This window comes from Myxococcota bacterium, assembly GCA_041389495.1.
GTDB lineage: Bacteria > Myxococcota_A > UBA9160 > UBA9160 > UBA4427 > JAWKRT01.
Map to the genome: position 1 here is coordinate 2,153,351 of JAWKRT010000001.1, position 23,001 is coordinate 2,176,351.

Genomic DNA, 23,001 nt, shown 5'->3' on the forward strand with positions numbered 1-23,001 from the left:
GCGCTGCCGCGACTAGCGGCGGCGCTGGTAGTACAGGCCGAGCCCCAGCCCGAAGGCGAGGAGCAGGCCCGTGGTCGGCTCGGGCGCGTTGACGGTGGCGCCGCCGAACGTGACCGGGCAGTCGTTGCGCGTCATCTGACCGATGCAGTTCGCCGTGCCCGCGCCGTCGATCACGGCGTCGAGGCCGTTGAGCAGCACGGCGATCTGGACGTCGATGCCGTCCGTCTGCGCGCGCAGTCCGCTCGTCTGGAACGTCACCGAGCCGAGCGTCAGCGTGATCGGGCCCGACGCGAACTGGCCGAGCGGGCTTGCGAACGAGTCGAAGCCCTCGACCAGGCCGGCGTTGAACGGCGAGCTGTCGAGCACGCCGCCCGGCACGAGCGAGCCGTTCGGACCCGGCGCCAGCGGGCTGAACTGCGTCCCGCCGCCGGCCGGCACGAACACGTGCTCGACCATGCTGACGAAGTCGAGCTCGTTCTGGTTGTCCTGATCGAACACGAAGCTGACGCCGAGGCCGCCGAGCGTGTCGCCCGCCTCGAGCGTCACCAGCAGCTTCGCCGTGATCGTGGTGGTCGACGCGCCGGTCACCGTGATGGTGCTCGTGCCCGTCGAGTCCCAGATCAGGCTCAGCGAGGTGATGGCCGCCGCCGGCGACGCCAGCAGCAACCCGGTTCCGAGTGCAAGTAGAGTTCTAGAGACAGCTGTAGCCCTCACCCGTCGTACCTCCTTCCCAGGAATTAGCAGCAGGGCATCGCACAGAGGTGCAAGACCTACGCCAATGTCGGAGGGCGGCGGCCCCATTCGGGATTCGTCTTTGATCTCGTCACGTTGGAGAAATCACACGGCGTTCTGATGGGAGCGCGACCGCCCTGCGACGGAACGAGATTCCCCAAGGAGAGAGAATCGTTTCCGCGGAAGCGACTCGTGCCGGTGGGAGGAGAGGTCGCGCGCGCGGCGCGCGCCGCGAGCGGGCAGGCGGATGGCGCAAAAAAAGAATGGCGAGCCGGAGTGGCTCGCCATCGTCGAGGCGTCATCGCGACGGCGCCGCCGGTGCGCGGCGCCGCGGTGCACCGGGTGGTGCGGCGGAGAGGATTCGAACCTCCACGGGGTTGCCCCCACCAGCCCCTCAAGCTGGCGTGTCTACCAATTCCACCACCGCCGCGTGGGGCCGCTCGCGCTGCGAGCGGCTTCGAGGGCGCCGAACGATACCGAAGCGCCTTCTCGCTGCCAGACGGATTCCGCCGTCAGGGCGTCGCCGGCGCGGGCTCGGCACCCGCGTCGCCGCCCGTCGCCGCCGGCGTCTCGATCTCCTCGAGGAGCGAGGGGTCGACGGCCGGCTGCGCCTCCTCCGCGGGCGCGACCACCGCCGCGTCGCTCGCGTCGTCGTCGAAGATGGTCGACTTCGAATCCTGTGCGGCGAGGTACGACAGGCTCAGGCTCGTGACCATGAACACGATCGCCGCGCCGGTCGTGAGCTTCGTGAGGAAGTTGCCCGCGCCGCGCGGCCCGAACACCGTCTGGCTCCCGCCGCCTCCGAGCATCGCGCCCATGTCCGCGCCCTTGCCGCGCTGGATGAGCACGACCACGATCAGCGACAGGCACGTGAGGATGTGGAGCGTGTAGAGGAACGTTCGCATCGGTTCGACTCCTGCCGTCGCCGGGCCGCGCGCCGTGTGCGCGAAGCGGAAGGACGGGTCGCCTAGCGTCGGAAGTTCACGATGCTAGCGAAGCTCTCGGGCTCGAGGCTCGCACCGCCGACGAGGCCGCCGTCGATGTCGGGCTGCGCCATCAGCTCCGCGACGTTGTCCGGCTTGACCGAGCCGCCGTACTGGATGCGGATCGCGTCTCCGCCCGCGCCGAACCGCTCGCGCAGCCGGGTGCGGACGAACGCGTGGACCTCCTGCGCGATCTCGGGCGTCGCCGTCCGGCCGGTGCCGATCGCCCAGACCGGCTCGTAGGCGACGACCACCTCGGCGGCCCGGTCGTCCGCGATCCCGGCCAGACTGCCCGCGAGCTGCTCGCCGACGACGGCCTCGACGCGGCCGGCCTCGCGCTCCTCGAGCGTCTCGCCGACGCACACGATCGGGCGCATGCCCGCGGCGAGCAGGGCCTGCGCCTTGCGCGCCACGAGCTCGCTCGTCTCGCCGTAGAGGGCGCGCCGTTCGCTGTGGCCGACGATCGCGTACGCGCAGCCGACGTCGCGCAGCATCTCCGTGCTGATCTCGCCGGTGAACGCGCCCTTCGGCTCGGCGCTCACGTTCTGCGCGGCGAGCGCGACGCGGCTTCCCGCGATCGCCTTGCCCACCGCGTGCAGCGCCGTGAACGTCGGTGCGAGCACGACGTCGACGTCGGCGCCCGCGACGAGCGGCAGGAAGGCGTCCACGAACGCGAGCGCCTCGCCCGTCGTCTTGTGCATCTTCCAGTTGGCGGCGAGGATCGGCCGCCGCGCGGCCGGGGTCGGAGTGCGTTCGCTCATCGTGTCAGCGGTCCAGGGCCGCGACGCCGGGAAGCTCGAGCCCTTGCACGTACTCGAGCGCGGCGCCGCCGCCGGTTGAGAGGTGGGTGATGCGGCTCCCGACGCCGAGCTTGTTGACGGCGGCGAGCGAGTCGCCGCCGCCGACGACGGAGACCGCGCTCGACGACGCCACGGCCTCGGCCACGGCCTCGGTGCCCTTGGCGAAGGCGTCCATCTCGAAGACGCCCATCGGCCCGTTCCAGAAGATGGTCGCGGCCGAGCGCGCGGCGGCCGCATAGCGTTCGGCCGTCGCGGGGCCGATGTCGACGCCCATCCAGCCGTCCGGGATCCGCGCGACCACCTGCGACGGCGCGTCCGGCGCGAGCGCCTCGACGACGACGTGGTCGGAGGGGAGGAGGAGATCGCAGCCGGCCGCCGCGGCCGCGCGCTCGACGCCGCGCGCGTCGTCGAGGCGGTCGTGCTCGACGAGCGAGCGACCGACGGGCTCGCCGCGCGCGGCGAGGAACGTGTACGCCATGGCGCCACCGATCGCGAGTGCGTCGGCGTGGGGCGCGAGCGCCTCGAGCACGGCGAGCTTGTCGGACACCTTGGCGCCGCCGAGCAGGCAGAGCAGCGGCCGCTTCGGCTCGCGCACCACGCGCAGGTGGTCGAGCTCGCTCTTCAGCAGGTCGCCGGCCGCCGCGCGCTCGGCGAAGCGCGCGATGGTCGCGGTGGACGCGTGCGCGCGGTGTGCCGCGCCGAACGCGTCGTTCACGTAGTCCTGCGCGAGGCTCGCGAGCTCGCGGGCGAAGGCCTCGTCGCCCTTCGTCTCGGCCGCGTGGAAGCGCAGGTTCTCGAGCAGCACGACCTCGCCGTCGCGCAGCGCCGTCGCGGTGTCGCGCGCGCTCGCGCCGACGCAGTCGTCCGCGAACGCGACGGGGCGCCCGAGCAGCTCGCCGAGCCGTCGCGCGACCGGAGCGAGCGACAGGGCGGGCTTGCGTTCGCCCTTCGGCCGCCCGAGGTGCGACGCGAGCACGACGCGCGCGCCCCCCGCGAGCAGCCGCCGCAGCGTGGGCAGCGACGCGCGGATGCGCGTGTCGTCCGTGACGCGCTCGCCGTCGAGGGGGACGTTCAGGTCGGCGCGCAGGAACACGCGCCGACCCCGAACGCCGTCGTTCGCGAGCAGGTCGTCGAGGGAGGCGATGGCCATCGCGCGGCTAGGCGTTGCCCATGTGCAGCGCGAGGTCGACGACGCGGTTCGAGTAGCCCGCCTCGTTGTCGTACCACGACAGCACCTTCGCGAAGTCGCCGTCCATGACCTTCGTGCTCGGCGCGTCGAGGATCGACGAGTGCGCGTTGCCGACGAAGTCGATCGAGACGAGCTCCTCCTCGCAGTACTGCAGGATGCCCTTCAGCGGCCCGTTCGCGGCCGCCTTCATTGCGGCGTTGATCTCCTCGGCGCTGGTCTTCTTCTTCAGCTTCGCCGAGAGGTCGACGATCGAGACGTCCGTCGTCGGCACCCGCATCGCGTAGCCGTCGAGCTTGCCCTTGAGCGCGGGCAGCACGAGGCCGATCGCCTTCGCGGCGCCGGTGCTCGTCGGGATCATCGACGCGGCGGCCGCGCGCGCGCGGCGGAGGTCCTTGTGCGGGCCGTCCTGGATCAGCTGGTCGCTCGTGTAGGCGTGGATCGTCGTCATCCAGCCGGACTCGAGGCCGAACGAGTCGTTCAGCACCTTGGCGATCGGCGCGAGGCAGTTGGTCGTGCACGAGGCGTTGCTGACGACGAAGTGCTTCGTCGGGTCGTACTGGTCGCTGTTCACGCCCATCACGAACGTCGCGTCGGGCTCCGTCGCGGGCGCGGAGATGATCACGCGCTCGGCGCCGCCCTCGAGGTGCTTGGCCGCCTTGTCGCGCGCCGTGAAGATGCCGGTCGACTCGACGACGATCTTCGCACCGAGCTTGCCCCACGGAAGCGCGGCCGGGTCGCGCTCCGACAGCACCGGGATGCGCTTGCCGTTCACGATGAGCGCGTCCTTCTCCGCCTCGACGGTCCCCGGGAAATGGCCGTGCACGGAGTCGTACTTGAGCAGGTGCGCGAGCGTCTTCGCATCGGTCAGGTCGTTGATGCCGACGACGTCGACGCCCTTGCCGAGCGTCGCGCGGAAGACGATGCGCCCGATGCGCCCGAACCCGTTGATCCCGATCGGAACCGCCATTCTCGTGTGAACCTCCGCCCGGACCGCGCGGCCGGCGGGCGCTCGGTCGGACGAGCGGGTCGGCGGGCGCGCGTTCGCAGCGCACTGGATGGGTTGCGATGGGGCGCATCCAAGCGCCCGACTTCGTTACTGTTTCGCTCGCGAATCCCGTCCGGACGGGCGGGGCCTTGGAGCGGCGCGCAGCGTAGCAGTCGACGCGGACGGGACAACGACCGAAGAGGCGCGCCACGGGCGCGCGGCGCCGCGGGCGGCAGCCGGGGGGCAGGGTGAGCGCAGCGACGGATCGTTCGGCGTGGGCGCGTGTGTGGCGACCGGCGCCGGCGCTCGCGATCGCGATCGGCGCCTGCGCGGTCGTGCTCGCGGCGGCGGTGCTCGTCGCGCGCGAGCGCGGGCGCGCGCGCGAGCGCCTGCCGCAGGTCACGGGCGCGATCGCGATCGACGGGCTCGACGAGCCCGTCGAGGTGCAGCGCGACGCCGGCGGCGTCGCGCACGTCCTCGCGCGTTCGCGCCGCGACGCGTGGCGCGCGCTCGGCTTCGTCCACGCCCAGGACCGCCTCGGCCAGATGCTGTGGCTGCGCGCCGTGGCGCTCGGTCGCACGGCAGAGTGGATCGGCGAGGACGGCCTCCCGAGCGATCGCTTCGCGCGCACGGTGGGCTTCGCGTCCCTCGCGGCGGAGGCGACGGCGGCGCTCCCGAAGGCGACGCGCGACGTGCTCGACGCGTACGCGGAGGGCGCGACGGCGGGCATCGCGCGCGTGCGCGCGGGCGACGCCGGCCTGCCCGCGTCGCTCGACGCGCTCGGCGTCGCGCGCGCGGCACTCGAAGACTGGACGGCGGCCGACAGCGTCGCCGTCTTCAAGCTCCTCTGCTGGGGCGCCGGGCCGTCGATCGAGGCGCCCGCGGTGCTCGACGGCCTGACGCAGCGGCTCGGCGGCGTGGGTGCCCGTCCGTTCGAGCCGCAGGACGAGTCGCTTCCGGCCGTCACCGTGCCTTTCACGCCGCCCGCCGCCGTCCCCTCGACCACGGGGATCGTGCCCGGCGACGAGTCGGCGCCGCCCGCGCCGGCGGCCGACGCCTTCGTTCCGCGGCTCCTCGACGGCACGGCCTGGGTCGTATCGGGCGCGCACACGGCGAGCGGCAAGCCGCTCCTCGCCGCCGACTGGCAGGTCGCGCTCACGGCGCCCGCGCTCCTGCACCAGGCGCACCTCGAGGCGCCGGGCATGCGCATCGCGGGAGCGCTCGTGCCCGGCGTGCCGGTCGTCTGGCTCGGGCGGAGCGAGGCCCTCGCGTGGGCCGTGCTCCCGGCGCGCGCGGTGACGACGGGCTTCTTCGAGGAGACGCTGCGCGAGCGGAGCGCAGGCACGCTCTATCACGATGGCTACGCCTGGCGGCCCGCGGCGGAACGCGTCGAGGTGCTGCGCGTCCGCGAGCGCGGCGGCGCGTTTCGCGAGCAGGAGCTCCGCGTCCGGACGACGCGACACGGCCCGCTCGTCCACGAGCTCTTCTCCGGCGAGCACGCGCCGCTGTCGCTCGCCTGGACGGGCGCGGTCGAGGGCGACGGCCTCACGTCGCTGCTCGCGCTCGCGCGCGCCGGCGATGCCGCCGCGCTGCGCGAAGCGCTTCGCACGCATCACGAGCCGGTCGTCAGCGTGGCGTTCGCGGATGCGAGCGGGGGCGGGGGCTTCCAGGTCGCGGGCTGGCTGCCGCGCCGCGTGCTCCCGACCTCGATGCAGCCCGTTCCCGCGCGCCTGCGCACGTACGACTGGAGCGTGCGCATCCCGTTCGACGAGCTGCCCGCGCGCGCGCTCGCCGGATCGAGCCGCGGCTGGATCGCGGTCGCCGATGCGAGCCTCGTCGCCTCGGACGGCGGCGCCGCGGACGCCGAGTGGCTGTGGCGCACGGGCGCGCGCGCCGCGCGGCTCGACCGCCTGCTCGGGCGCTTCGTCGCGCGCGGCCGCGTCGACCTGCGCGACCTCGCGAAGATCCAGGTCGACACGGTCTCGGCGAGCGGGCCCGCGCTGATCCGCTCGCTCGACGACCTCCTGCGCGGCGCGGTGCTCGCGCCCGAGGAGGACGAGATGCTGGGCGTGCTGCGGGCCTGGGACGGCGACCTCGCGCCGACGAGCCGCGGCGCCGCCGTCTACGCCGTCTTCGTCGAGGAGATGACGTCGGCGCTCTTCGCCGACGCGATGACGCCGAGCCTCTTCGCCCGCTACTCCGCGCTGCCGAACGGCCGGATCCGCGGCGTCATGCGCGGGATCGTCGCCGCGGCGGCGCGCGACGGGAGCGCGGGCGCGCGCGCGGAGGGCGAGCCGCGGGCCGCCGGCTGGTCGGAGCCCGAGCGCGTGCGGCCGCTCGCGCGGAGGGCGCTGCGGCGGACGTGGGCGCGGCTCGCCTGGCAGCTCGGCCCGAGCCGGGACCGCTGGGTGTGGGGACGCCTCCAGCAGGCGCGCTTCGCGCCGTTCGGCGCGGGCGCGCTCGGCGGCGAGGGGGCGGGTGGCTTCGACGTCCCGCGCCCGCTCGGCGGAGGTGAGGGTGCGCTCGTCGGCGCCGTGCACGACGCGCGCTTCCGCGTCGAGCGCGGCTCGACCTATCGGATGGCGGTCGATCTCGCGATCGACGACGAGATGCTGTCGTCGCTCGTGCCGGGCCAGATCGAGGCGAACGCGCCCGACCGCGGGCAGGCCGCCGCGATCGAGGCGTGGATCGCCGGTCGCGCCTCGGTGTTGCGCACGGCGCCCGGGCTCGAGGACGCGGCCGAGGACCGCGTGCTCGTGCTGGAGCCCGCGCCCCGGTGAACGCGGGCGTGCGGGCGCTCGCGTACGTCGAGGTGCCGCGCTTCTACGCGCAGGTCGAGCGGCTCCGTCATCCCGATCTCGCCGCGCGCCCGCTCGTCGTCGGCGGCGACCCGCGCAAGCGCGGCCAGGTGCAGTCGGCGAGCGCGGACGCGCTCGCCGCGGGCGTCGCGATCGGCATGCCCATGCTCGAGGCGCTCGAGCGCTGCCCGCGCGCGCGCGCGCTGCGCACGGACATGAAGCACTACCGCGAGGTGGCGGGCCGCGTGCGCGCGCTGCTGCGCGACGAGCTCGGCGAGCTCGAGCCCGTCGGTCTCGAGGGCGCCTTCGCGGACGTCGGCCGCATCGGGCGCTCGCCGCGCGCGCTCGCCCTCGCACTGTGCGCGCGCGTCCGCGACGAGCTCGGCCTCGTCGCGCGCGCGGGCGTCGCGCCGGTCAAGTTCCTCGCCCGCGTCGCGGCGGAGCGCGCGGGCGACGGCGAGGTCGTCGAGGTCGCGGCCGGCGAGGAGGAACGCTTCCTCGCCCCGTTGCCCGTCGCCGCGCTCCCGGGCGTCGGTCCGCGCACGGTCGCCGCGCTGCGCGACCTCGGCGTGAAGTGCGTCGGCGACCTGTCGCGCGTCGATCGCGCCGCGCTCGAGACCGCGCTCGGCAACCACGGCCTGCGCATCCTCGAGCTCGCGCGCGGCGACGATGGGCAGCCGCTGCGCGCCGCGCGCGCGCCGAGCACGCTCAGCCAGGAGTCGACGTTCGAGGAGCCGCAGGAAGACCTCGCGACGATCGAGGATCGCGCGGCGCGGCTCGCGACGGGCCTCGCGGCGGCGCTCGCGCGGCAGGGGCTGCGCGCGCGCCGCGTCGCCGTGAAGCTGCGCTTCGCCGATCACGAGACGGCGACGCGCTCCCGCACCGTCGACCCGCCGATCGCCTCCGCCGCGGAGCTCGCGGGCGCGGCGCGCTCGCTGCTCGCGCGCACGCACGCCGGCGCGCGGCCCGTGCGCACGGTCGGGCTCCACCTCGGCGCACTCGTCGGCGGCCGGCGCGACGACGGGCAGCTCGACCTGTTCGAGGCGCAGGGCGGCCCGGACCCGCGCGACGGAGGCCGTGCGGACGGGGCGTGACGCCCGTTCGCGCGCAGATCGGCACCTCAAGCGACCGCGCCCGCTCACCGATGGCACGCGGGCGTTGTCTCCTCGAGGTGCCGCTCGTTGTCGTCGGATCGCCGCAAGTACCCGCGCATCGCCACCGACCAGGTGATCTCGTTCGCGATGCTCGACGACCGGGATCGCCTCGCCGTCGGGCGCGACCTCTCCACGGGCGGTATCCGCTTCGAGACCGTCGGGTGCGAGCTCGAGGTCGGCGAGACGCTGCGCGTCACGTTCAACGTCGACGACGAGACCGTGGTCGCGGTCGGGCGCGTCGTCTGGGCGACCGACGTCGACGCCATCACGACCGACATCGGGCTCGAGTTCATCGACATCCATCCGCGAGGCCTCGAGCTGCTCCAGGCCGCGATCGAGGCGCACGACGAGGTCGAGGGCTCGGGCCAAACGCCGTTTCCGTCCGCTTGACACCCGAGGCCCGAGTGCGACCGTCCGGCGGTGGCCGACTTCCACCAGACCGGCGTCATCTCCACCCTCCACCGCCTCGGGCCTCCGAACCTGCGGCGCCTCGAGCGCGAGCTGCTCGCCTACAGCGACGAGCGTCCGATCGCGCTCGTGCTCCCCTGCCTCTACACCGAGCTGCACGGCCCCGCGCTGAAGGGCATCGTCGAGACGCTCGAAGGCGTTCCCTACCTGCGGCAGGTGGTGGTGAGCCTCTCGGGTGCGGCCTCGGCCGAGCAGTACGCGGAGATGCGGCGGCTGTTCGCGCGCGTGCCGACGCTCGCCGGCACGCCCCCGACCATCGTGTGGAACCAGGGCCCGCGCGTCGCCGCGCTGCTCGCGCGCCTTCGAGAGGAGGGCCTCGAGCCCGGCGACGACGGCAAGGGGAGGGCGACCTGGCTCGCCTACGGCTACGTGCTCGCGACGCACGCCGCGCGCGTCGTCGCCGTCCACGACTGCGACATCCTCGACTACCGCGCCGAGATGCTCGCGCGCCTCGTCTACCCGACCGCGAATCCGAACCTCAGCTACGAGTTCGCGAAGGGCTACTACGGCCGCGTCACCGACCAGCTCCACGGGCGCGTGACGCGCCTGTTCATGACGCCGCTCCTGCGCGCGCTGAAGAGCGTGCTCGGCGCGCAGCCGCTGCTCGAGTACCTCGACTCGTTCCGCTACCCGCTCGCCGGCGAGTGCGCGATGACCACCGACCTCGCGCGCGTGAACCGCATCCCGGCCGACTGGGGGCTCGAGGTGGGTGTGCTGGCCGAGGTCTACCGCAACTGCTCGGTCAAGCGCGTCTGCCAGGTCGACATCGTCGACAACTACGACCACAAGCACCAGGACCTCTCGGAGGACGACGCGACGCGCGGCCTGCACCGCATGGTGCGCGACATCGCCGCGTCGCTGATCCGCAACCTCGCGAGCTACGGCATCGAGTTCGACGCGGGCTTCCTCAACACCACGATCGCGGCCTACGTGCGCACCGCGCAGGACGCGATCGCGCGCTACAGCGACGACGCGGCGCTCAACGGCCTCCGCTTCGACCGCCACGCGGAGGAGGTCGCGGTCGAGACGTTCTCGCGCGCGCTGCGCGCGGCCGGCCTCGACTTCGTGCGCGATCCGATGGGCGGGCCGCAGATCCCGAACTGGAGCCGGGTCGTGGCCGCGCTGCCGGGCTTCCTCGACGAGCTGCGCTGCGCGGTCGACCTCGACGCGCGCGACGCTTGCTAGGCGCGGCGCGCGACGCGTCCGCGCGGCGCGGCGCGCTCGGGCTCGCGGCGCTCGTCGCGCTCGCGGCCGTCGTGCGCATCGTCGCGTGGGCGCGCAGCGGCGCGATCTTCGACGACGGCCCGGTCTTCCTCTACCTCGCGCAGGCCCTCCTCGACGGCGATGTCGGCGCCGTGCTGCGACACCCCTATCACCCTGGCTATCCGGCCGCGGTCGCGGCGGTGTACGCGAGCGGCGTCGCGCCGTCGCTCGAGGTGGCCGGCGTCGCCGTGTCGATCGCCGCGGGCGCGCTGGCGGTCGCGCTGCTCTTCGTGTTCGTGCGCGACACGTTCGACGAGGGGGCGGCGTGGATCGCGGCCGCGCTCCTCGCCCTCCACCCGCCGAGCGTCGAGTTCTCGAGCGACGTGCAGAGCGACGCCCTCTACGCGGCGCTCTTCCTCGCGAGCGCCGTCGCCGCGTGGCGCGGGCTGCGCGACGCGCGCATCGGCTGGGCGGCGGCGGCGGGCGCGCTGGCGGGCGGCGCGTACCTCGTGCGGCCGGAGGGGCTCGGGATCGCGCTCGCCGGCATCGCGGGGGGCGCGTGGCTCGGGCTCGTCGGGAGCTGGGGGCGGCGCGGCGCGCTCGCGTGGTGCGCGGCGTTCGCGGTCGCGGCGGCGGCGGTCGCCGGGCCCTACGCCGCCGCGCTCCGGGCGCAGGGCGGCGGGCTCGCGCTCACCCAGAAGAAGTCGCTGACCGCGCTCGTCGGGATCGACATTCCGGCGTTCGACGCGGCTGCCGGAGGCTCCGCGGAGCCGGTCGCGTCGCCGTCGGCGCCGCCGGCGCCGCCGGCGCCCGCCGGCGCGGTCGCGGCGCGCGCGATTCCGAGCAACGGTCCGCTGCCGGGCTCCGAGCTCGCCGCCCTCGCGGCCGAGCCCGCGCCGCCCGCGTCGCGCATCGGCGAGGGCCTCTACGAGCTCGGGACGGCCGCGCTCTCGGCCCTGCGCGTCGAGATCGCGAGCTTCCTGCTCGTCGGGCTGCTCGTCGCGCGGGGGCGCCCGGGGCGGCGCGCGCTGTTCGTCGGCGCGGCGGTCGCGCTCTACACGGTCGTGCTGTTCGGGCTCGGCGCGAGCGCCGGCTACGTGAGCAGTCGCCACGCGCTGCCGCCGCTGCTTCTCGCCTTCGGCTACCTCGCCGTCGGCGGCCGCGCGCTCGGCGCGGCGACCCTGTTCGGGCTCGCGCGGGCCGCGGGCCGCGGGCCGGTCGCGCCCGGACGCGCCCGCGCGGCGGGCGCGCTCGCGGCCGTCGCGGTGGCGGCGGCGTTCTTCGTTCCGCGCGACCTCGGCCCGCGCCGCACCGATCGCGTCGCGGAGCGCGAGGCCGCGGAGTGGCTCGCCGAGACCGTCGGCAGCCCGGTCCCGCCGGTCGCGTCGCGCCGCCTTCGCGACGCGTGGTACGCGCGCGCCCGCTTCGTTCCGATTCCGGTCGAGGGCTATGCTGGCGCGTCGCTGCTCGAGCACCTCCGGCGCAGCGGGGCGCGCTACGCGGTCATCGATGCCGCGCGCGTCGACGACCACGCGGGGCTGCGCGAGGCGATCGCGCTCGGCATGCAACGGCTCCACGTCGCCCGCGCGCACGGGCGCGAGGCCTGGGTCCTGGCGATCGCCGAGCCACCGCGCGCCGTCGCGGTCGGCGCGGACGGATTGGACGGATTGGACGGAGTGGACGGAGCGGGCGCGGAAGAGGGGCGGCCGAGTGCTCTATCGGCACAGTGAGATCTTCCGGTCGCTGCTCGTCGCGGCCGACCTCGCGCTCGTCGCGGCCGCCTGGCTCGGCGCCTACGCGCTGCGCTTCCACGGCCCCATCGATGCGCCGCTCGGCGTTCCCGACCCGATGCTGTACGTGCGTCCGCTCGCCGTGATCCTGCCGCTGTGGGGGGTGCTGTTCCGCGCGCGCGGGCTCTACGAGCCGCACCGCACGAGCTCGATGTGGAGCGAGGCCGCGGCCATCGTGCGCGCCACCGCGACGGGCCTCGTCGCGCTGCTGGCGCTGTCGTTCTTCGTGCGGTCACACTCCTACTCGCGCGGCGTCGTCGTCGGCTTCGCGCTGCTCGCACCGGCGGGCGTGATCGCGCTGCGCACCGCGCTGCGCGTCGCGCTGCGCGCGGCGCGCCGCCGCGGCTACAACCTGCGGTTCGCGGTCGTCGTCGGCGGCGTCGACCTCGCGCGCGAGGTGATCGAGCGCATCCACTCGCACCCGGAGGCGGGCCTGCGCGTCGTGGGCGTGCTGTCGAACGAGGCGGCCGGACGGCGCGCCGACCTCGCGGGCGTGCCCGTCGTCGGAGGCTATGCCGCGCTCAAGCCGCTGCTGCGCAGCGAGCGCATCGATCAGGTCTGGGTCGCCATTCCGCGCTCCGAGGTCGGCGCGCTCGACAAGGTCATCGGCGACCTCGACGACGAGATCGCGAGCGTGAAGATCGTGCCCGACCTGCTCCACGTGATGTCGGTGCGCAGCTCCGTCGAGGACCTCGGCGGCATTCCGATCATCCACCTGCGCGACACGCCGCTCGTCGGCTGGGCGGCCGTGCGCAAACGGGCGTTCGACCTCGTCCTGGGCGGCGCGGCGCTCGCCATCGCCGCGCCCGCGATCGCCGCGATCTCGCTCGCGGTGTGGGCGACGAGCGGCCGGCCCGTCTTCTACTCGCAGCTCCGCATGGGCCTCGACGGGCGCGTCTTCCGCATGTGGAAGCTGCGCACGATGGTGCGCGACGCCGAGCGCGAGACCGGGCCCGTGTGGGCGACCGAGGACGACGCGCGTCGCACTGCGCTCGGGAGCTGGCTGCGGCGCACGAGCCTCGACGAGCTCCCGCAGCTGTGGAACGTCGTGCGCGGCGACATGAGCCTGGTCGGCCCGCGGCCCGAGCGGCTCGCGTTCATCGAGGAGTTCCGCCGCGAGGTGCCGGGCTACATGCTCCGCCACAAGGTGAAGGCCGGGCTCACGGGCTGGGCGCAGGTGCACGGGTGGCGCGGCAACACGTCGCTCCACGAGCGCATCGAGCACGACCTCTACTACATCCAGAACTGGTCGCTCGAGCTCGACGTGCGCATCCTGCTGCTCACGCTCGTGCGCGCGTCGTCGCAGCGCAACGCCTACTGAGCGCAGGTCGCGCGCAGCGGCCGCGCACGCGGCGTGCGGCGCCTCGGCCGTCTTTCGAAATCGTGAAGATTCCCGTTACCTCGCCCGTGCGCGCGGCACTTCCTCCGCAGAGGTGCGCGACATGCGGAAGCGAAGCGAGCGGTGCGACCGGATCTCCACGATGGCGGGGGTGGCGGCGGCCCTGCTGCTCGCGCTGCCGGCGGCGGCGTCGCCCCTCTTCGAGGCCGACGTGTTCGATTTCGAGAGCGGCTGGCACCGCCCGGAGCGCTCGGGAGCGCGCATCGAGGCCGGCGCCGACTGCGTCGTCCTCGAGGCGTCGCCGAACGCGCGCGCCAACGTCCTCTTCTCGCGCTCGTTCCTCGAGCCCGACATCGCCCGCGCGCGGATCGACGCGCTCTCCGAACGCGGCCGGCTCACGCTCGTCGCGATCCGCTACGACGCCGAAGGCCACAAGCTCGGCCGCGTGCGCCTCGGCGGCGACGGCGACGGCTGGGTCGACCTGCGCGGCCTCGACTGGGCGGGCACCGACCACGTGCGTCTCAAGCTCAAGCTCTCGCCCGATGCTCGCGTCGACGTCCGCCGCCTCGAGCTGCACGCGCCCGCCGCGCCCGAGCCGAGTGCCGCGCTCCTGATGGGGCTCGGGATGACGGTCGCCGCCGCGCGCCTCCGCCGCGGCAGGCGCGCCTAGCATCCGCGGCGCGGCCTAGCGAGCGCGCCCGGGGTCGCGCCCGGGGCCGTTCCCGGGGTCGCTCCCGGCGTCGCTCCCCTTCGCGCGCTCCGGCCGGGCATCCGCGATCGCCGAGGCGATCTCCGCGCGCAGCTCGCGTTCGAAGCGCTCGGGCCCGAAGGCGAGCGCGTGCGCACGGATCGCGCCCGGCGCGAGGGCGCCGCGATCGCGCAGCCGATCGAGACGCTCGAGTGCATCGCGCAGCGACGCCGGCGTCGGCGCGTCGAAGAACACGCCGGTCTCCCCCTCGATCACCGTGTCGAGGGCGCCGCCTGCGCGGAATGCGACGACCGGCGTCCCGCTCGCCTGCGCCTCGACGGCGGCGATCCCGAAGTCCTCGAGCTGCGGATACACGAGGCAGCGCGCGCGCCGCATCAGCTCGGCGAGGGCGGCGTCCGCGACGCGTCCCACGAACTGGACGTTGCGCGGCGCGCGGGCGGCGACGCGGTCGCGGAGCGGCCCGTCTCCGGCGACGACGAGGCGGCGCGCGGTGCCGCGGTACGCCTCGACGGCGAGCGCCTCGCGCTTGTACGGCACGAAGCCGCCGACGAGCAGGTCGAAGTCCTCCCGCTCCGCAGGGCCCATTGCGAAGCGGCCGACCTCGACGGGCGGGAAGACGACGCGCGCCGAGCGCCCGTAGTGGGTGGCGATGCGCTCGGCCACGCACGTCGAGATCGCGACGAAGCGCGTCACGCGCGCGGGGGTCGAGGTCGCGACGTCGAAGCGCCGCAGCCGCGCGACGAGCGGCGCCGCGAGGGCGCGCCGCAGCCCGCGCCCGAGGTACGCGTCGGCCTGGTCCCACACGTACCGCATCGGCGTGAGGCAGTAGGAGAGGTGCGGCTGGTCGGGCTCCGTGCGCACGCCCTTCGCGACCGCATGGCTCGTCGAGACGACGAGGTCGTAGGCGCGCAGGTCGAAGCGCTCGATCGCGGCGGGGAAGAGCGGCAGGAGCTTGCGGTAGTGCCGCGCGGCGCCCGGCAGCCGCGACAGCCCGCTCGCGCGGATCGCGTGACGTTCGATCGCGGGCGAGGTCGCGCCGCGCACGTGCACGAGCGTGAACACATCGGCGTCCGGGTACAGGCCCGCGATGCGCTCGAGGCAGCGCTCGCCCCCGCGCATCCCGGTCAGCCAGTCGTGGACGAGCGCGACGCGCACGACCGCGCAACGTAGCCCGCGCGCCGCTCCCCGGGCGCCGCGCCTAGCCCGGGAGCGTCACCGCGAGCACGTCCTCGATCGTGTCGGCGGGCCGGATCTCGAGACGCTCGAGCACGTCGGCCGGGATCTCCGCGAGATCCTTCTCGTTGCGCCGCGGGATCACGATCGTGTCGATGCCCGCGCGCGCGGCGGCGAGGAGCTTGCTCTTGATGCCGCCCACCGGGAGCACGCGTCCGCGCAGCGAGATCTCGCCCGTCGCGGCGACCGTCCCGCGCACGCACTGCTTCTTGAGCAGCGACACGAGGCACGTCACGAGCGCGACGCCGGCGGACGGGCCGTCCTTCGGCGTCGCGCCGGCCGGCACGTGCAGGTGGATCTCGCCCGGCTCGAGGGCCGTCTCCGGGATGCCGAGTGCGGGCGCGTTCGCGCGCACCCAGGAGAGCGCCGCCTCCGCCGACTCGCGCATGACGTCGCCGAGCTGGCCCGTGAGCCGCAGGCGCAGGCCCTTGCCGCCGGGCGTGAAGCTCGACTCGATGAACAGGATGTCGCCGCCGTGCGCGGTCGCCGCGAGCCCGACCGCGACGCCGGGAACGGTCGTGCGCTCCGCGGTCTCCGGCTGGTGCGGCGGCGCGCCGAGCGCCTCGCCGACGAACGCCGCGTCGATCGCGACGCGCTCGGTGGGCCCGTTCGCGGCGATGCGGTGCGCGGCCTTGCGCATCAGCGTCGCGATCCGCCGCTCGAGGTTCCGCACGCCGGCCTCGCGCGTGTACTCGCGCACGAGGCGGTCGAGCGCGGCGTCGTCGATCGACACCTGCTCGGGCGAGAGGCCGTGGTCCTCGCGCTGCTTCGGAACGAGGAAGTCGCGCGCGATGCGCAGCTTGTCGCGCTCCGTGTAGCCGGGGATCTCGATCACCTCCATGCGGTCGAGCAGCGGCCCCGGGATCGTCGCGAGCGTGTTCGCGGTCGCGATGAAGAGCGCGCGCGAGAGGTCGAACGGCAGGTCGAGGTAGTGGTCGCTGAACGTCGTGTTCTGCTCCGGGTCGAGCACCTCGAGCAGCGCCGACGACGGGTCGCCGCGGAAGTCGGCGCCGAGCTTGTCGATCTCGTCGAGCAGGAAGACCGGGTTGCGCGAGCCGGCGCGCCGCAGGCTCTGCACGATGCGCCCCGGCATCGCGCCGACGTACGTGCGGCGATGGCCGCGGATCTCGGCCTCGTCGCGCACGCCGCCGAGCGAGGCGCGCGCGAACTTGCGCCCCATCGTGCGCGCGACCGAGCGGCCGAGCGACGTCTTGCCGACGCCCGGCGGCCCGACGAGGCAGAGGATCGGCGCCTTGGTGTCGGGCGCGAGCTTGCGCACCGCGAGGAACTCGAGGATGCGTCGCTTCACCTCGTCGAGGCCGTGATGGTCCTCGTCGAGCACCTGCCGCGCGCGCGCGAGGTCGATCGCGTCCTCCGTCTCGTCGAGCCACGGGAGGTCCGCGATCCACTCGAGATAGGTGCGCAGCATGTGGCGGTCCGGCGCCTGCTGCGGCATCGCGGACAGTCGTTTCAGCTCGCGCTCGGCCGCGGCGCGCACGTCGTCGGGAAGCTCCTTCGCGTCGAGCTTCTCGCGCAGCTGGTCGACCTCGCGCAGCCCGCCGTCGCCCTCGCCGATCTCGTCCTGGATCTCGCGCATCCGCCGGCGCAGCGTGCGCTCGCGCTCGCGCGGGTCGGCGCCTTCGAGCTCCGACTCGCTGCGCAGCGCGCGCTGCGTCTCGGCGATCGTGACCTCGCGCTCGAGCGCGGCCTCGACGCGGCGCAGGCGCGCGACCGGGTCCGTCTGTGTCAGGAGCTGCGCCTTGTCGTCGCGCGACAGCGGCAGGTTCGAGGCGACGAGGTCCGCGAGCAGCCCGCCGCTCGGGATGCCGGACAGGAACTGCTTCCACTCGTCGGGCATGTCGTCGCGGAGCTCGATCACGCGCTCGGCGAGCGCGGCGACGCGCCGCCAGACGGCGTGGCCCTCGGGCGTCTCGATCGGCGCGTCGGGAACCGCCTCGATGCGGGCGCGCAGCGACGGCTCGAAGCCCGCGAGGTCGACGAGCCGCGCGCGCGCGACGCCGATCACGAGCGCCTGGCGCCCGCCCTCGCGCGGCTCCACGACGCGCACGACGCGCGCGATGGTGCCGACGGGATAGAGATCGTGGAGGAGAGGTTCCTCGGTCGCGGGGTCGTACTGCGTGGCGATCACGAGCAGGCCGCCCGCCTCCGGGCGGGCCGCGGCCTCGAGCGCCGCGAGCGAGCGCGGGCGGCCGATCTGCAGCGGAATGGTGCCGCCCGGATAGAGGACGATGTCGCGAACCGGCAGGACGGGCAGGACGCCCGGCACCTCGATGCGCTCGGCGTTCGCGTCGACGATCGCCTGACGCGCCTGCGGTGCCGACTCCTCCTGGCCTTCCTCGTTCGGGTCGCGTTCCCGGTCGCTCAACCGCACCTCCTCGCGGCGCGCGCCGCAGCGCGACGCACGCCCGGTCTGGACGCAATGGCGGCGAACCCTAGGGCCACATCGCGGAGGGTCAACGCACGGCGGCGCACCCGGCCGGTGCCGGCGCGGGGCCGCGGTCGCGCATCCTGGGTTGCGCATCTGGGTCGCGCATCCTGGGTTGCGCATCTGGGATCGGGGAGCGGGGCGGCCGCCGAGGAACGGGCGGCCGCGTCGATCGACTCGAGGCTGCGGTGGTGCCCGGGACTGGATTCGAACCAGCACGTCCTTGCGAACACCAGATCCTGAATCTGGCGCGTCTGCCAATTCCGCCACCCGGGCAGGGCGCGGGAGACTAGGCGGGGGGCATGGGCGAGTCAACGAAGCCCGCGCGCCCGCGCGCGCGCGCCGGGGCTGTGCTGAACTGGCGGCGCATGCCCCGCAAGCCCCGCGATCCCCGGAGCCCGAAGGCGCGCGGCGGCGGCCGCCGAGGTCGCGCCGAGCGCGACGGACGCGATGCCCCGAAGCGGCGGTCCGCGACGCATTCGCGCGGCGACGGCCGGTCGCGTCGCCGATCGCCGCCGGTCGCGTTCGGACGCGACGACGTGCTGCGCCTGCTCGCGAGCGGCGGTGGCGCGCCGTGGAATCCGCGCAAGCTCCTGATCCGACTCGGCGCGCACAGCGAGATGAAGCGCCTCCGCCGCATCCTGCGCGAGCTCGAGGACGAGGGCCGCGTCGATCGTCTCGACCGCGGCGCCGTCGTGCTGCGGCGCGAGGACGGACTCGTCGAGGGCGTCTACGTGCCCGCCGCGCGAGGCGCGCGCCGGGGTGTCGTCCGCACGCTCGCCGGCCGCGAGCTGCGCGTCGCGGCCGAGCCCACGGCGCGCGGCGGCGAGCGCGTGCTCGTGTGGCCGCGCGGCGAGGAGCGCGGCGAGCTCGTCGGCATCGTGGCGCCGGGGAGGGAGCGCATCGTCGGGCGGCTCGTCGTCGAGGACGGCAGCGCGGTGATCGAGCCCTTCGGGCGCCCCCCGCGCGGCAGCGATGCCGCCTTCGAGCACCGCGTCGCGCGCGGCGATCGAGGCGGGGCCGAAGACGGCGACGTCGTGGAGGCCGTTCCGGTCGCGGGCCGCGGGCGCGGACGCGAGGACGGCTTCGCGCGCGTCGTGCGACGGCTCGGCCGTCCGGGCGAGCCCGACGCCGACTTCGAGGCCGTCGCGTGGCGCTACTCGCTGCGCACCGCGTTTCCCGAGGCCGCGCTGCGCGAGGCCGAGGCGGCCGTCGGGCGCGCCGACGAGCCCGGCGAGCGCCTCGACCTGCGTGCGCTCCCGTTCGCGACGATCGACCCGGCGACCGCGCGCGACCACGACGACGCCGTCTGCGTCGAGCCGGGCGAGCGCGCGGGCGAGCTGCGGCTGTGGGTCGCGATCGCCGACGTCGCGCACTTCGTGCCGGAGGGCGGGGCGCTCGAGCGCGAGGCGCTGCGGCGCGGCAACAGCGTCTACCTGCCCGATCGCGCGATCCCCATGCTCCCGCACGCGCTCTCGAGCGACGCCTGCTCGCTCGTCCCCGACGTCGACCGCCTCGTGCTCGCGTGCGAGCTCGTGCTCGGCCCCGAGGCCGACGTGCGCGACGCGCGCTTCCACCGCGCGATCCTCCGCAGCCGCGCGCGCCTCGCGTACGAGGAAGCCGCGGCGCTGATGGAATCGCGCGACGGCGCGCCCGCGCTCGACGACGCGCTGCGCGCCTCGATCGCGCGTCTCGCCGAGGCGGCCGAGCGACTGCGCGCGCGCCGCCTGCGCGAGGGCTCGATCGAGCTCGAGCTGCCCGAGCCCGTCGTCGTGCTCGATGGCGACGGCATGCCGATCGACGCGCGGCGCGCCGAGCGGACCGTCGCGCACCGCGCGATCGAGGAGGCGATGCTGGCGGCGAACCGCGCGGTCGCGCGCTGGCTCGATGCGCAGGACGTCCGCGTGCCGCACCGCGTGCACGCGCCGCCGGCCGACCGCGCCCTCGCGACGCTCGCCGATCTGCTCGCGCGCTCGGGGCTCCTCGCGCGCGCGGCGGAGGGGCCGCTCGAGCGCGGCGAGCTCGTCGCGGCGCTCGCGGCCGCGGTCGGGACGCCGCTCGAGCGGCTGGTGCACTGGACGGCGCTCCGCTCCATGAAGCAGGCGCGATATTCCACAGAGAGCGAGGGGCACTACGCGCTCGGCTTCGAGCACTACCTGCACTTCACGTCGCCGATCCGCCGCGTCGCCGACCTCTTCGTGCACCGCGCCGTGCACCGCGTGCTCGCCGGGCGCGCCGCGCCCGGCGACGAGGACGAGCGCGTCGAGCGCGCGTGCGTGCGCGCGTCGGTGTGCGAGCGCATCGCGCAGCAGGCCGAGCGCAGCGCGCGCGAGGTGAAGCAGGCCGCGCTGCTCGCGTCGCGCATCGGCGACGAGCTCGACGCGCACGTGACCGGGCTGATCGACGGCGCGATCTTCGCGACGCTCGACGCGCCGTGCGTCGAGGGCATGCTCGACGCGGCGCGCCTCGGCGCGGGCTTCGCGCTCGCGTCCGACGGGCTCGCGCTCGTCGCGGAGCGCTCGGGTCGTCGCATCGCCCTCGGCGACGCGATCCGCGTGCGCGTCGAGGAGGTCGACGCCTTCCGCGGGCGCGTGCGCTTCGGACCGCCGCGCGCACCCGCGCGCGCCTAGCGTCGCGCGGGCGCTTCGCCGCTCGCGGCGTCGCGCGAGGCGTCCTCGATCGCTTCGATCTCGGCGGCCGCGCGCTCCCAGTCGCGATAGAGCGCGTCGCAGCGCGCCGCGCAGGCATCGCGCTCCGCCGTCACGGCGCGCGCGGCGTCGCCGTCTCCCGCGTAGAGCGCGGGGTCGCCGAGGCGATGTCCGAGCGTCTCGAGCTGCGCCTCGCACGCCGCGATCTCGCCCTCGAGCGTCTCGAGCCGGCGCCGCGCGGAGCCGAGCGCCCGCTGCCGGGCCTTGTCGGCCTCGCGCGCCGCGATGCGCTCCTGCTTGCTGGGCGCGGAGGCGGCCACAGCGCGGGCCGGCGCGCCCGCCACCGCGCCGCCGCTCGCCGCGCTGCCGCTCGCCGCGCCGCCGCTCGGCGCGCTCGCGGGTGCTGCGTCGCCCGGGTCGGCCGCGCCGCGCTCGAGCTCGCGCAGCCGCGCGCGATAGTCGTCGTACGTGCCGGGGAAGGAGCGGATCTCGCCGGGGCGCACCTCGACGATGCGCGTCGCGATGGCGTTGATGAAGCTGCGGTCGTGCGACACGAAGAGCAGGGTGCCCGCATAGCTCGCGAGCGCCTGCTCGAGCACCTCGCAGGCGGACGTGTCGAGGTGGTTCGTCGGCTCGTCGAGCACGAGCAGGTTGCACGGGCGCAGCAGCATCTTCGCGAGTGCGACGCGCGCCTTCTCGCCGCCCGAGAGGACGCCGATGCGCTTCTGCACGTCGTCGCCCGAGAACAGGAATGCGCCGAGGTGGCCGCGCAGGCGCGCGTGGTCGGCGAGCGACGCGTCGGCGCCGAGCTCCTCGAGGATCGTGCGGCGGGCGTCGAGCGCCTCGAGCTGGTGCTGCGCGAAGTAGGCCGTCTCGACGTTGTGTCCGAGCGCGCGCTCGCCCGCGTCGAAGGCGAGCGCGCCCGCGGCGATCCGCAGCAGCGTCGACTTGCCGGCCCCGTTCGGCCCGACGAGCGCGACGCGCTCGCCGCGCTCGATCGCGAAGTCGAGCCCGTCGTAGACCACCTGGTCGCCGTAGCGCTTCGCGACGCCCTCGAGCTCCAGCACGACCCGCCCCGAGCGCGGCGGCTCGGGGATGCGCAGCCGCGGCCCGCGCGGGCCCTCGGGCTCGATCTCGACGCGCTCGATGCGATCGATCGCCTTGAGCCGGCTCTGCGCCTGTCGGGCCTTCGTCGCCTTCGCGCGGAAGCGATCCACGAACTGCTCGAGGTGCGCGATCTGCCGGTCCTGCCGCGCGCGCAGCGCGAGGCGCTCCTCGCGGCGGCGCTCGCGCTCGCGCAGGTAGCCGTCGTAGTCGTGCTCGTACACCGTGCAGTGGCCGAGCCCGTCGAGCTCGGCGATGCGCCGCGCCTGGCGGCGGAGGAAGGCGCGATCGTGCGAGATGGCGACGACCGCACCGGCGAAGCCGTCGAGCACCGATTCGAACCACTCGATCGCGGGCAGGTCGAGGTGGTTCGTCGGCTCGTCGAGCAGCAGCACGTCGGGCTCGGAGAGGAGGAGCTTCGCGAGCTCGACGCGCATGAGCCAGCCGCCCGAGAACGACGACAGCGGGCGCGCGCGCGCCGCGCCGTCGAACCCGAGCCCCTCGAGCACGGCGTCGACGCGCGCGTCGCGCGCGAAGCCGTCGGCGTGGTGGAAGCGCGCGCTCGCCGCGTCGTACCGCTCGGCGAGGGATTCGTCGACGTCGCCGCCGCCCTCCGCGATCGCGCGCTCGAGCGCGCGCATCTCCGCCTCGAGCGCGTCGAGGTGGGCCAGCGCGGTCGCCGCCTCGTCGCGCACCGACGTCGCGCGCCGCGGGTCGATCTCCTGGCGCAGCAGGCCGACGCGCACGCCGCGCGGCACGACGACCTCGCCGCCGTCGGCCGCGTCGAGCCCCGCCGCGATGCGCAGGAGCGTCGACTTGCCGGCGCCGTTCGGGCCGACGACGCAGATGCGATCGCCCGCGCGCACGTCGAGGTCGACGCCCGCGAAGAGCGCGCGGCCGGCGATCGACCGCTCAAGCGATGCGAGCCGGAGCAGCACGTCAGTCGGCGCGCGACGGCGCCGCGGGGAGCTCGGGCGGGCGCAGGACGAGGACGGCCGCGGCGGCGACGACCATGAGCGCGGTCGGCGCGTCCGCGTGCGCGAAGGCGATGCGGAGCGCGACGGCGCCGAGGCCGAGTGCGCCGGCGCGCGCGAGTGCGGCGAGCCGGGCGCGCGCGCGCACGCCCATGCGCGGCGACGTCGACGCGCGCCGCAGCGCGACGACCGCGAGCCCGAGCGCGACGGCCGCGGTCGCGACCGAGCGCGGCGGCTCGTCGCCGCTCGCCTCGGGTGCGAACGCGGCGATCGCGACGGCGAACCCCGCGAGCGCGGCGAGCGCCGCGACGTGCGCGCCGCGCGCGAGCGCGGCGTCGCGCGCGGCGGCGGCGGACGGAGTGGCGGGCGGGGGAGAGGCGTCCATCGGGCGGCGAGGGTAGCGGCGCGCGCTCGGCGCGGTGGGCGCCGTCGGCGCAGTTGCGCGG

The 23,001-nt window shown here is 75.2% G+C and carries 17 protein-coding genes and 2 tRNA genes; 8 read left to right on the top strand and 11 right to left on the bottom strand.

All coding sequences use genetic code 11. The features are described 5' to 3' along the window. Positions 1–12: 12 nt before the first annotated feature. The 6 genes from R3E88_09535 to gap all read right to left on the bottom strand — a co-directional run bounded on the left by R3E88_09535 (position 13) and on the right by gap (position 4,671). The gene (locus tag R3E88_09535; protein ID MEZ4216705.1) at positions 13–666 is read right to left on the bottom strand and encodes a PEP-CTERM sorting domain-containing protein; all 654 of its coding nucleotides are present in this window, start codon (positions 664–666) and stop codon (positions 13–15) included. A 409-nt stretch (positions 667–1,075) separates the two neighbouring features. Further along, positions 1,076–1,162: transfer RNA gene (locus R3E88_09540), tRNA-Leu, on the bottom strand. An 82-nt stretch (positions 1,163–1,244) separates the two neighbouring features. Next, complete coding sequence (gene secG, locus R3E88_09545; GenBank protein MEZ4216706.1) at positions 1,245–1,637, bottom strand: preprotein translocase subunit SecG; 393 nt, start codon at positions 1,635–1,637, stop codon at positions 1,245–1,247. Between the two features lie 62 nt (positions 1,638–1,699). Next, positions 1,700–2,476 (bottom strand): triose-phosphate isomerase, encoded by a 777-nt coding sequence (gene tpiA, locus R3E88_09550; GenBank protein MEZ4216707.1) that lies wholly within the window; start codon positions 2,474–2,476, stop codon positions 1,700–1,702. Positions 2,477–2,480: 4 nt separating this feature from the next. Continuing rightward, the gene (locus tag R3E88_09555; protein MEZ4216708.1) at positions 2,481–3,665 is read right to left on the bottom strand and encodes a phosphoglycerate kinase; all 1,185 of its coding nucleotides are present in this window, start codon (positions 3,663–3,665) and stop codon (positions 2,481–2,483) included. A gap of 7 nt (positions 3,666–3,672) precedes the next feature. Continuing rightward, positions 3,673–4,671 (bottom strand): type I glyceraldehyde-3-phosphate dehydrogenase, encoded by a 999-nt coding sequence (gap, locus tag R3E88_09560; protein MEZ4216709.1) that lies wholly within the window; start codon positions 4,669–4,671, stop codon positions 3,673–3,675. A gap of 302 nt (positions 4,672–4,973) precedes the next feature. On the opposite strand from gap, the gene R3E88_09565 reads away from it, so the two are divergent. The 7 genes from R3E88_09565 to R3E88_09595 all read left to right on the top strand — a co-directional run bounded on the left by R3E88_09565 (position 4,974) and on the right by R3E88_09595 (position 14,111). Further along, complete coding sequence (locus tag R3E88_09565; GenBank protein ID MEZ4216710.1) at positions 4,974–7,469, top strand: penicillin acylase family protein; 2,496 nt, start codon at positions 4,974–4,976, stop codon at positions 7,467–7,469. Next, positions 7,466–8,581 carry a DNA polymerase IV gene (locus tag R3E88_09570; protein MEZ4216711.1) on the top strand — a complete coding sequence of 372 codons (1,116 nt, stop codon included), beginning with the start codon at positions 7,466–7,468 and terminating at the stop codon, positions 8,579–8,581. The genes R3E88_09565 and R3E88_09570 overlap by 4 nt, the downstream gene beginning before the upstream one ends. Before the next feature lie 87 nt (positions 8,582–8,668). Then, complete coding sequence (locus R3E88_09575) at positions 8,669–9,031, top strand: PilZ domain-containing protein (GenBank protein MEZ4216712.1); 363 nt, start codon at positions 8,669–8,671, stop codon at positions 9,029–9,031. 30 nt (positions 9,032–9,061) lie between these two features. After that, positions 9,062–10,294, top strand: a complete 1,233-nt coding sequence (locus R3E88_09580; protein MEZ4216713.1) for a glycosyl transferase — start codon at positions 9,062–9,064, stop codon at positions 10,292–10,294. Next, entirely contained in the window at positions 10,288–12,042 is a 1,755-nt protein-coding gene (locus R3E88_09585; protein ID MEZ4216714.1) for a glycosyltransferase family 39 protein, read from the top strand. Before R3E88_09580 ends, R3E88_09585 begins: the two co-directional genes overlap by 7 nt. Continuing rightward, positions 12,023–13,423, top strand: coding sequence for an undecaprenyl-phosphate glucose phosphotransferase (locus tag R3E88_09590; GenBank protein MEZ4216715.1), 1,401 nt, complete (start codon positions 12,023–12,025; stop codon positions 13,421–13,423). Before R3E88_09585 ends, R3E88_09590 begins: the two co-directional genes overlap by 20 nt. 121 nt (positions 13,424–13,544) lie before the next feature. Further along, positions 13,545–14,111: a PEP-CTERM sorting domain-containing protein gene (locus R3E88_09595; GenBank protein ID MEZ4216716.1), complete on the top strand. Its 567-nt coding sequence runs from the start codon at positions 13,545–13,547 to the stop codon at positions 14,109–14,111. A gap of 15 nt (positions 14,112–14,126) precedes the next feature. On the opposite strand, the gene R3E88_09600 is transcribed toward R3E88_09595, so the two are convergent. From R3E88_09600 to R3E88_09610, 3 genes are all read right to left on the bottom strand, one after another. After that, entirely contained in the window at positions 14,127–15,305 is a 1,179-nt protein-coding gene (locus tag R3E88_09600; protein MEZ4216717.1) for a glycosyltransferase, read from the bottom strand. A gap of 43 nt (positions 15,306–15,348) precedes the next feature. Next, complete coding sequence (lon, locus tag R3E88_09605; protein MEZ4216718.1) at positions 15,349–17,769, bottom strand: endopeptidase La; 2,421 nt, start codon at positions 17,767–17,769, stop codon at positions 15,349–15,351. Positions 17,770–18,018: 249 nt separating this feature from the next. After that, positions 18,019–18,105 (bottom strand) — tRNA-Leu (locus R3E88_09610). A 263-nt stretch (positions 18,106–18,368) separates the two neighbouring features. On the opposite strand from R3E88_09610, the gene R3E88_09615 reads away from it, so the two are divergent. Beyond that, positions 18,369–20,459: a VacB/RNase II family 3'-5' exoribonuclease gene (locus tag R3E88_09615; GenBank protein ID MEZ4216719.1), complete on the top strand. Its 2,091-nt coding sequence runs from the start codon at positions 18,369–18,371 to the stop codon at positions 20,457–20,459. On the opposite strand, the gene R3E88_09620 is transcribed toward R3E88_09615, so the two are convergent. Together R3E88_09620 and R3E88_09625 are read right to left on the bottom strand one after the other, a co-directional pair. Then, a complete protein-coding gene (locus R3E88_09620; protein MEZ4216720.1) occupies positions 20,456–22,519 on the bottom strand; it encodes an ABC-F family ATP-binding cassette domain-containing protein in 2,064 nt (687 codons plus the stop codon). The two genes, R3E88_09615 and R3E88_09620, sit on opposite strands and share 4 nt — an antisense overlap. Position 22,520: 1 nt before the next feature. After that, the gene (locus tag R3E88_09625; protein ID MEZ4216721.1) at positions 22,521–22,940 is read right to left on the bottom strand and encodes a hypothetical protein; all 420 of its coding nucleotides are present in this window, start codon (positions 22,938–22,940) and stop codon (positions 22,521–22,523) included. Positions 22,941–23,001 lie beyond the last annotated feature (61 nt).

What these genes read in the sequence shown, in the direction of transcription:
- R3E88_09595 (MEZ4216716.1), top strand. Translation starts at nt 13,545, where the DNA reads ATGCGGAAGCGAAGCGAGCGGTGCGACCGGATCTCCACGATGGCGGGG.
- R3E88_09625 (MEZ4216721.1), bottom strand. Translation starts at nt 22,940, where the DNA reads ATGGACGCCTCTCCCCCGCCCGCCACTCCGTCCGCCGCCGCCGCGCGC.
- gap (MEZ4216709.1), bottom strand. Translation starts at nt 4,671, where the DNA reads ATGGCGGTTCCGATCGGGATCAACGGGTTCGGGCGCATCGGGCGCATC.
- secG (MEZ4216706.1), bottom strand. Translation starts at nt 1,637, where the DNA reads ATGCGAACGTTCCTCTACACGCTCCACATCCTCACGTGCCTGTCGCTG.
- R3E88_09555 (MEZ4216708.1), bottom strand. Translation starts at nt 3,665, where the DNA reads ATGGCCATCGCCTCCCTCGACGACCTGCTCGCGAACGACGGCGTTCGG.
- tpiA (MEZ4216707.1), bottom strand. Translation starts at nt 2,476, where the DNA reads ATGAGCGAACGCACTCCGACCCCGGCCGCGCGGCGGCCGATCCTCGCC.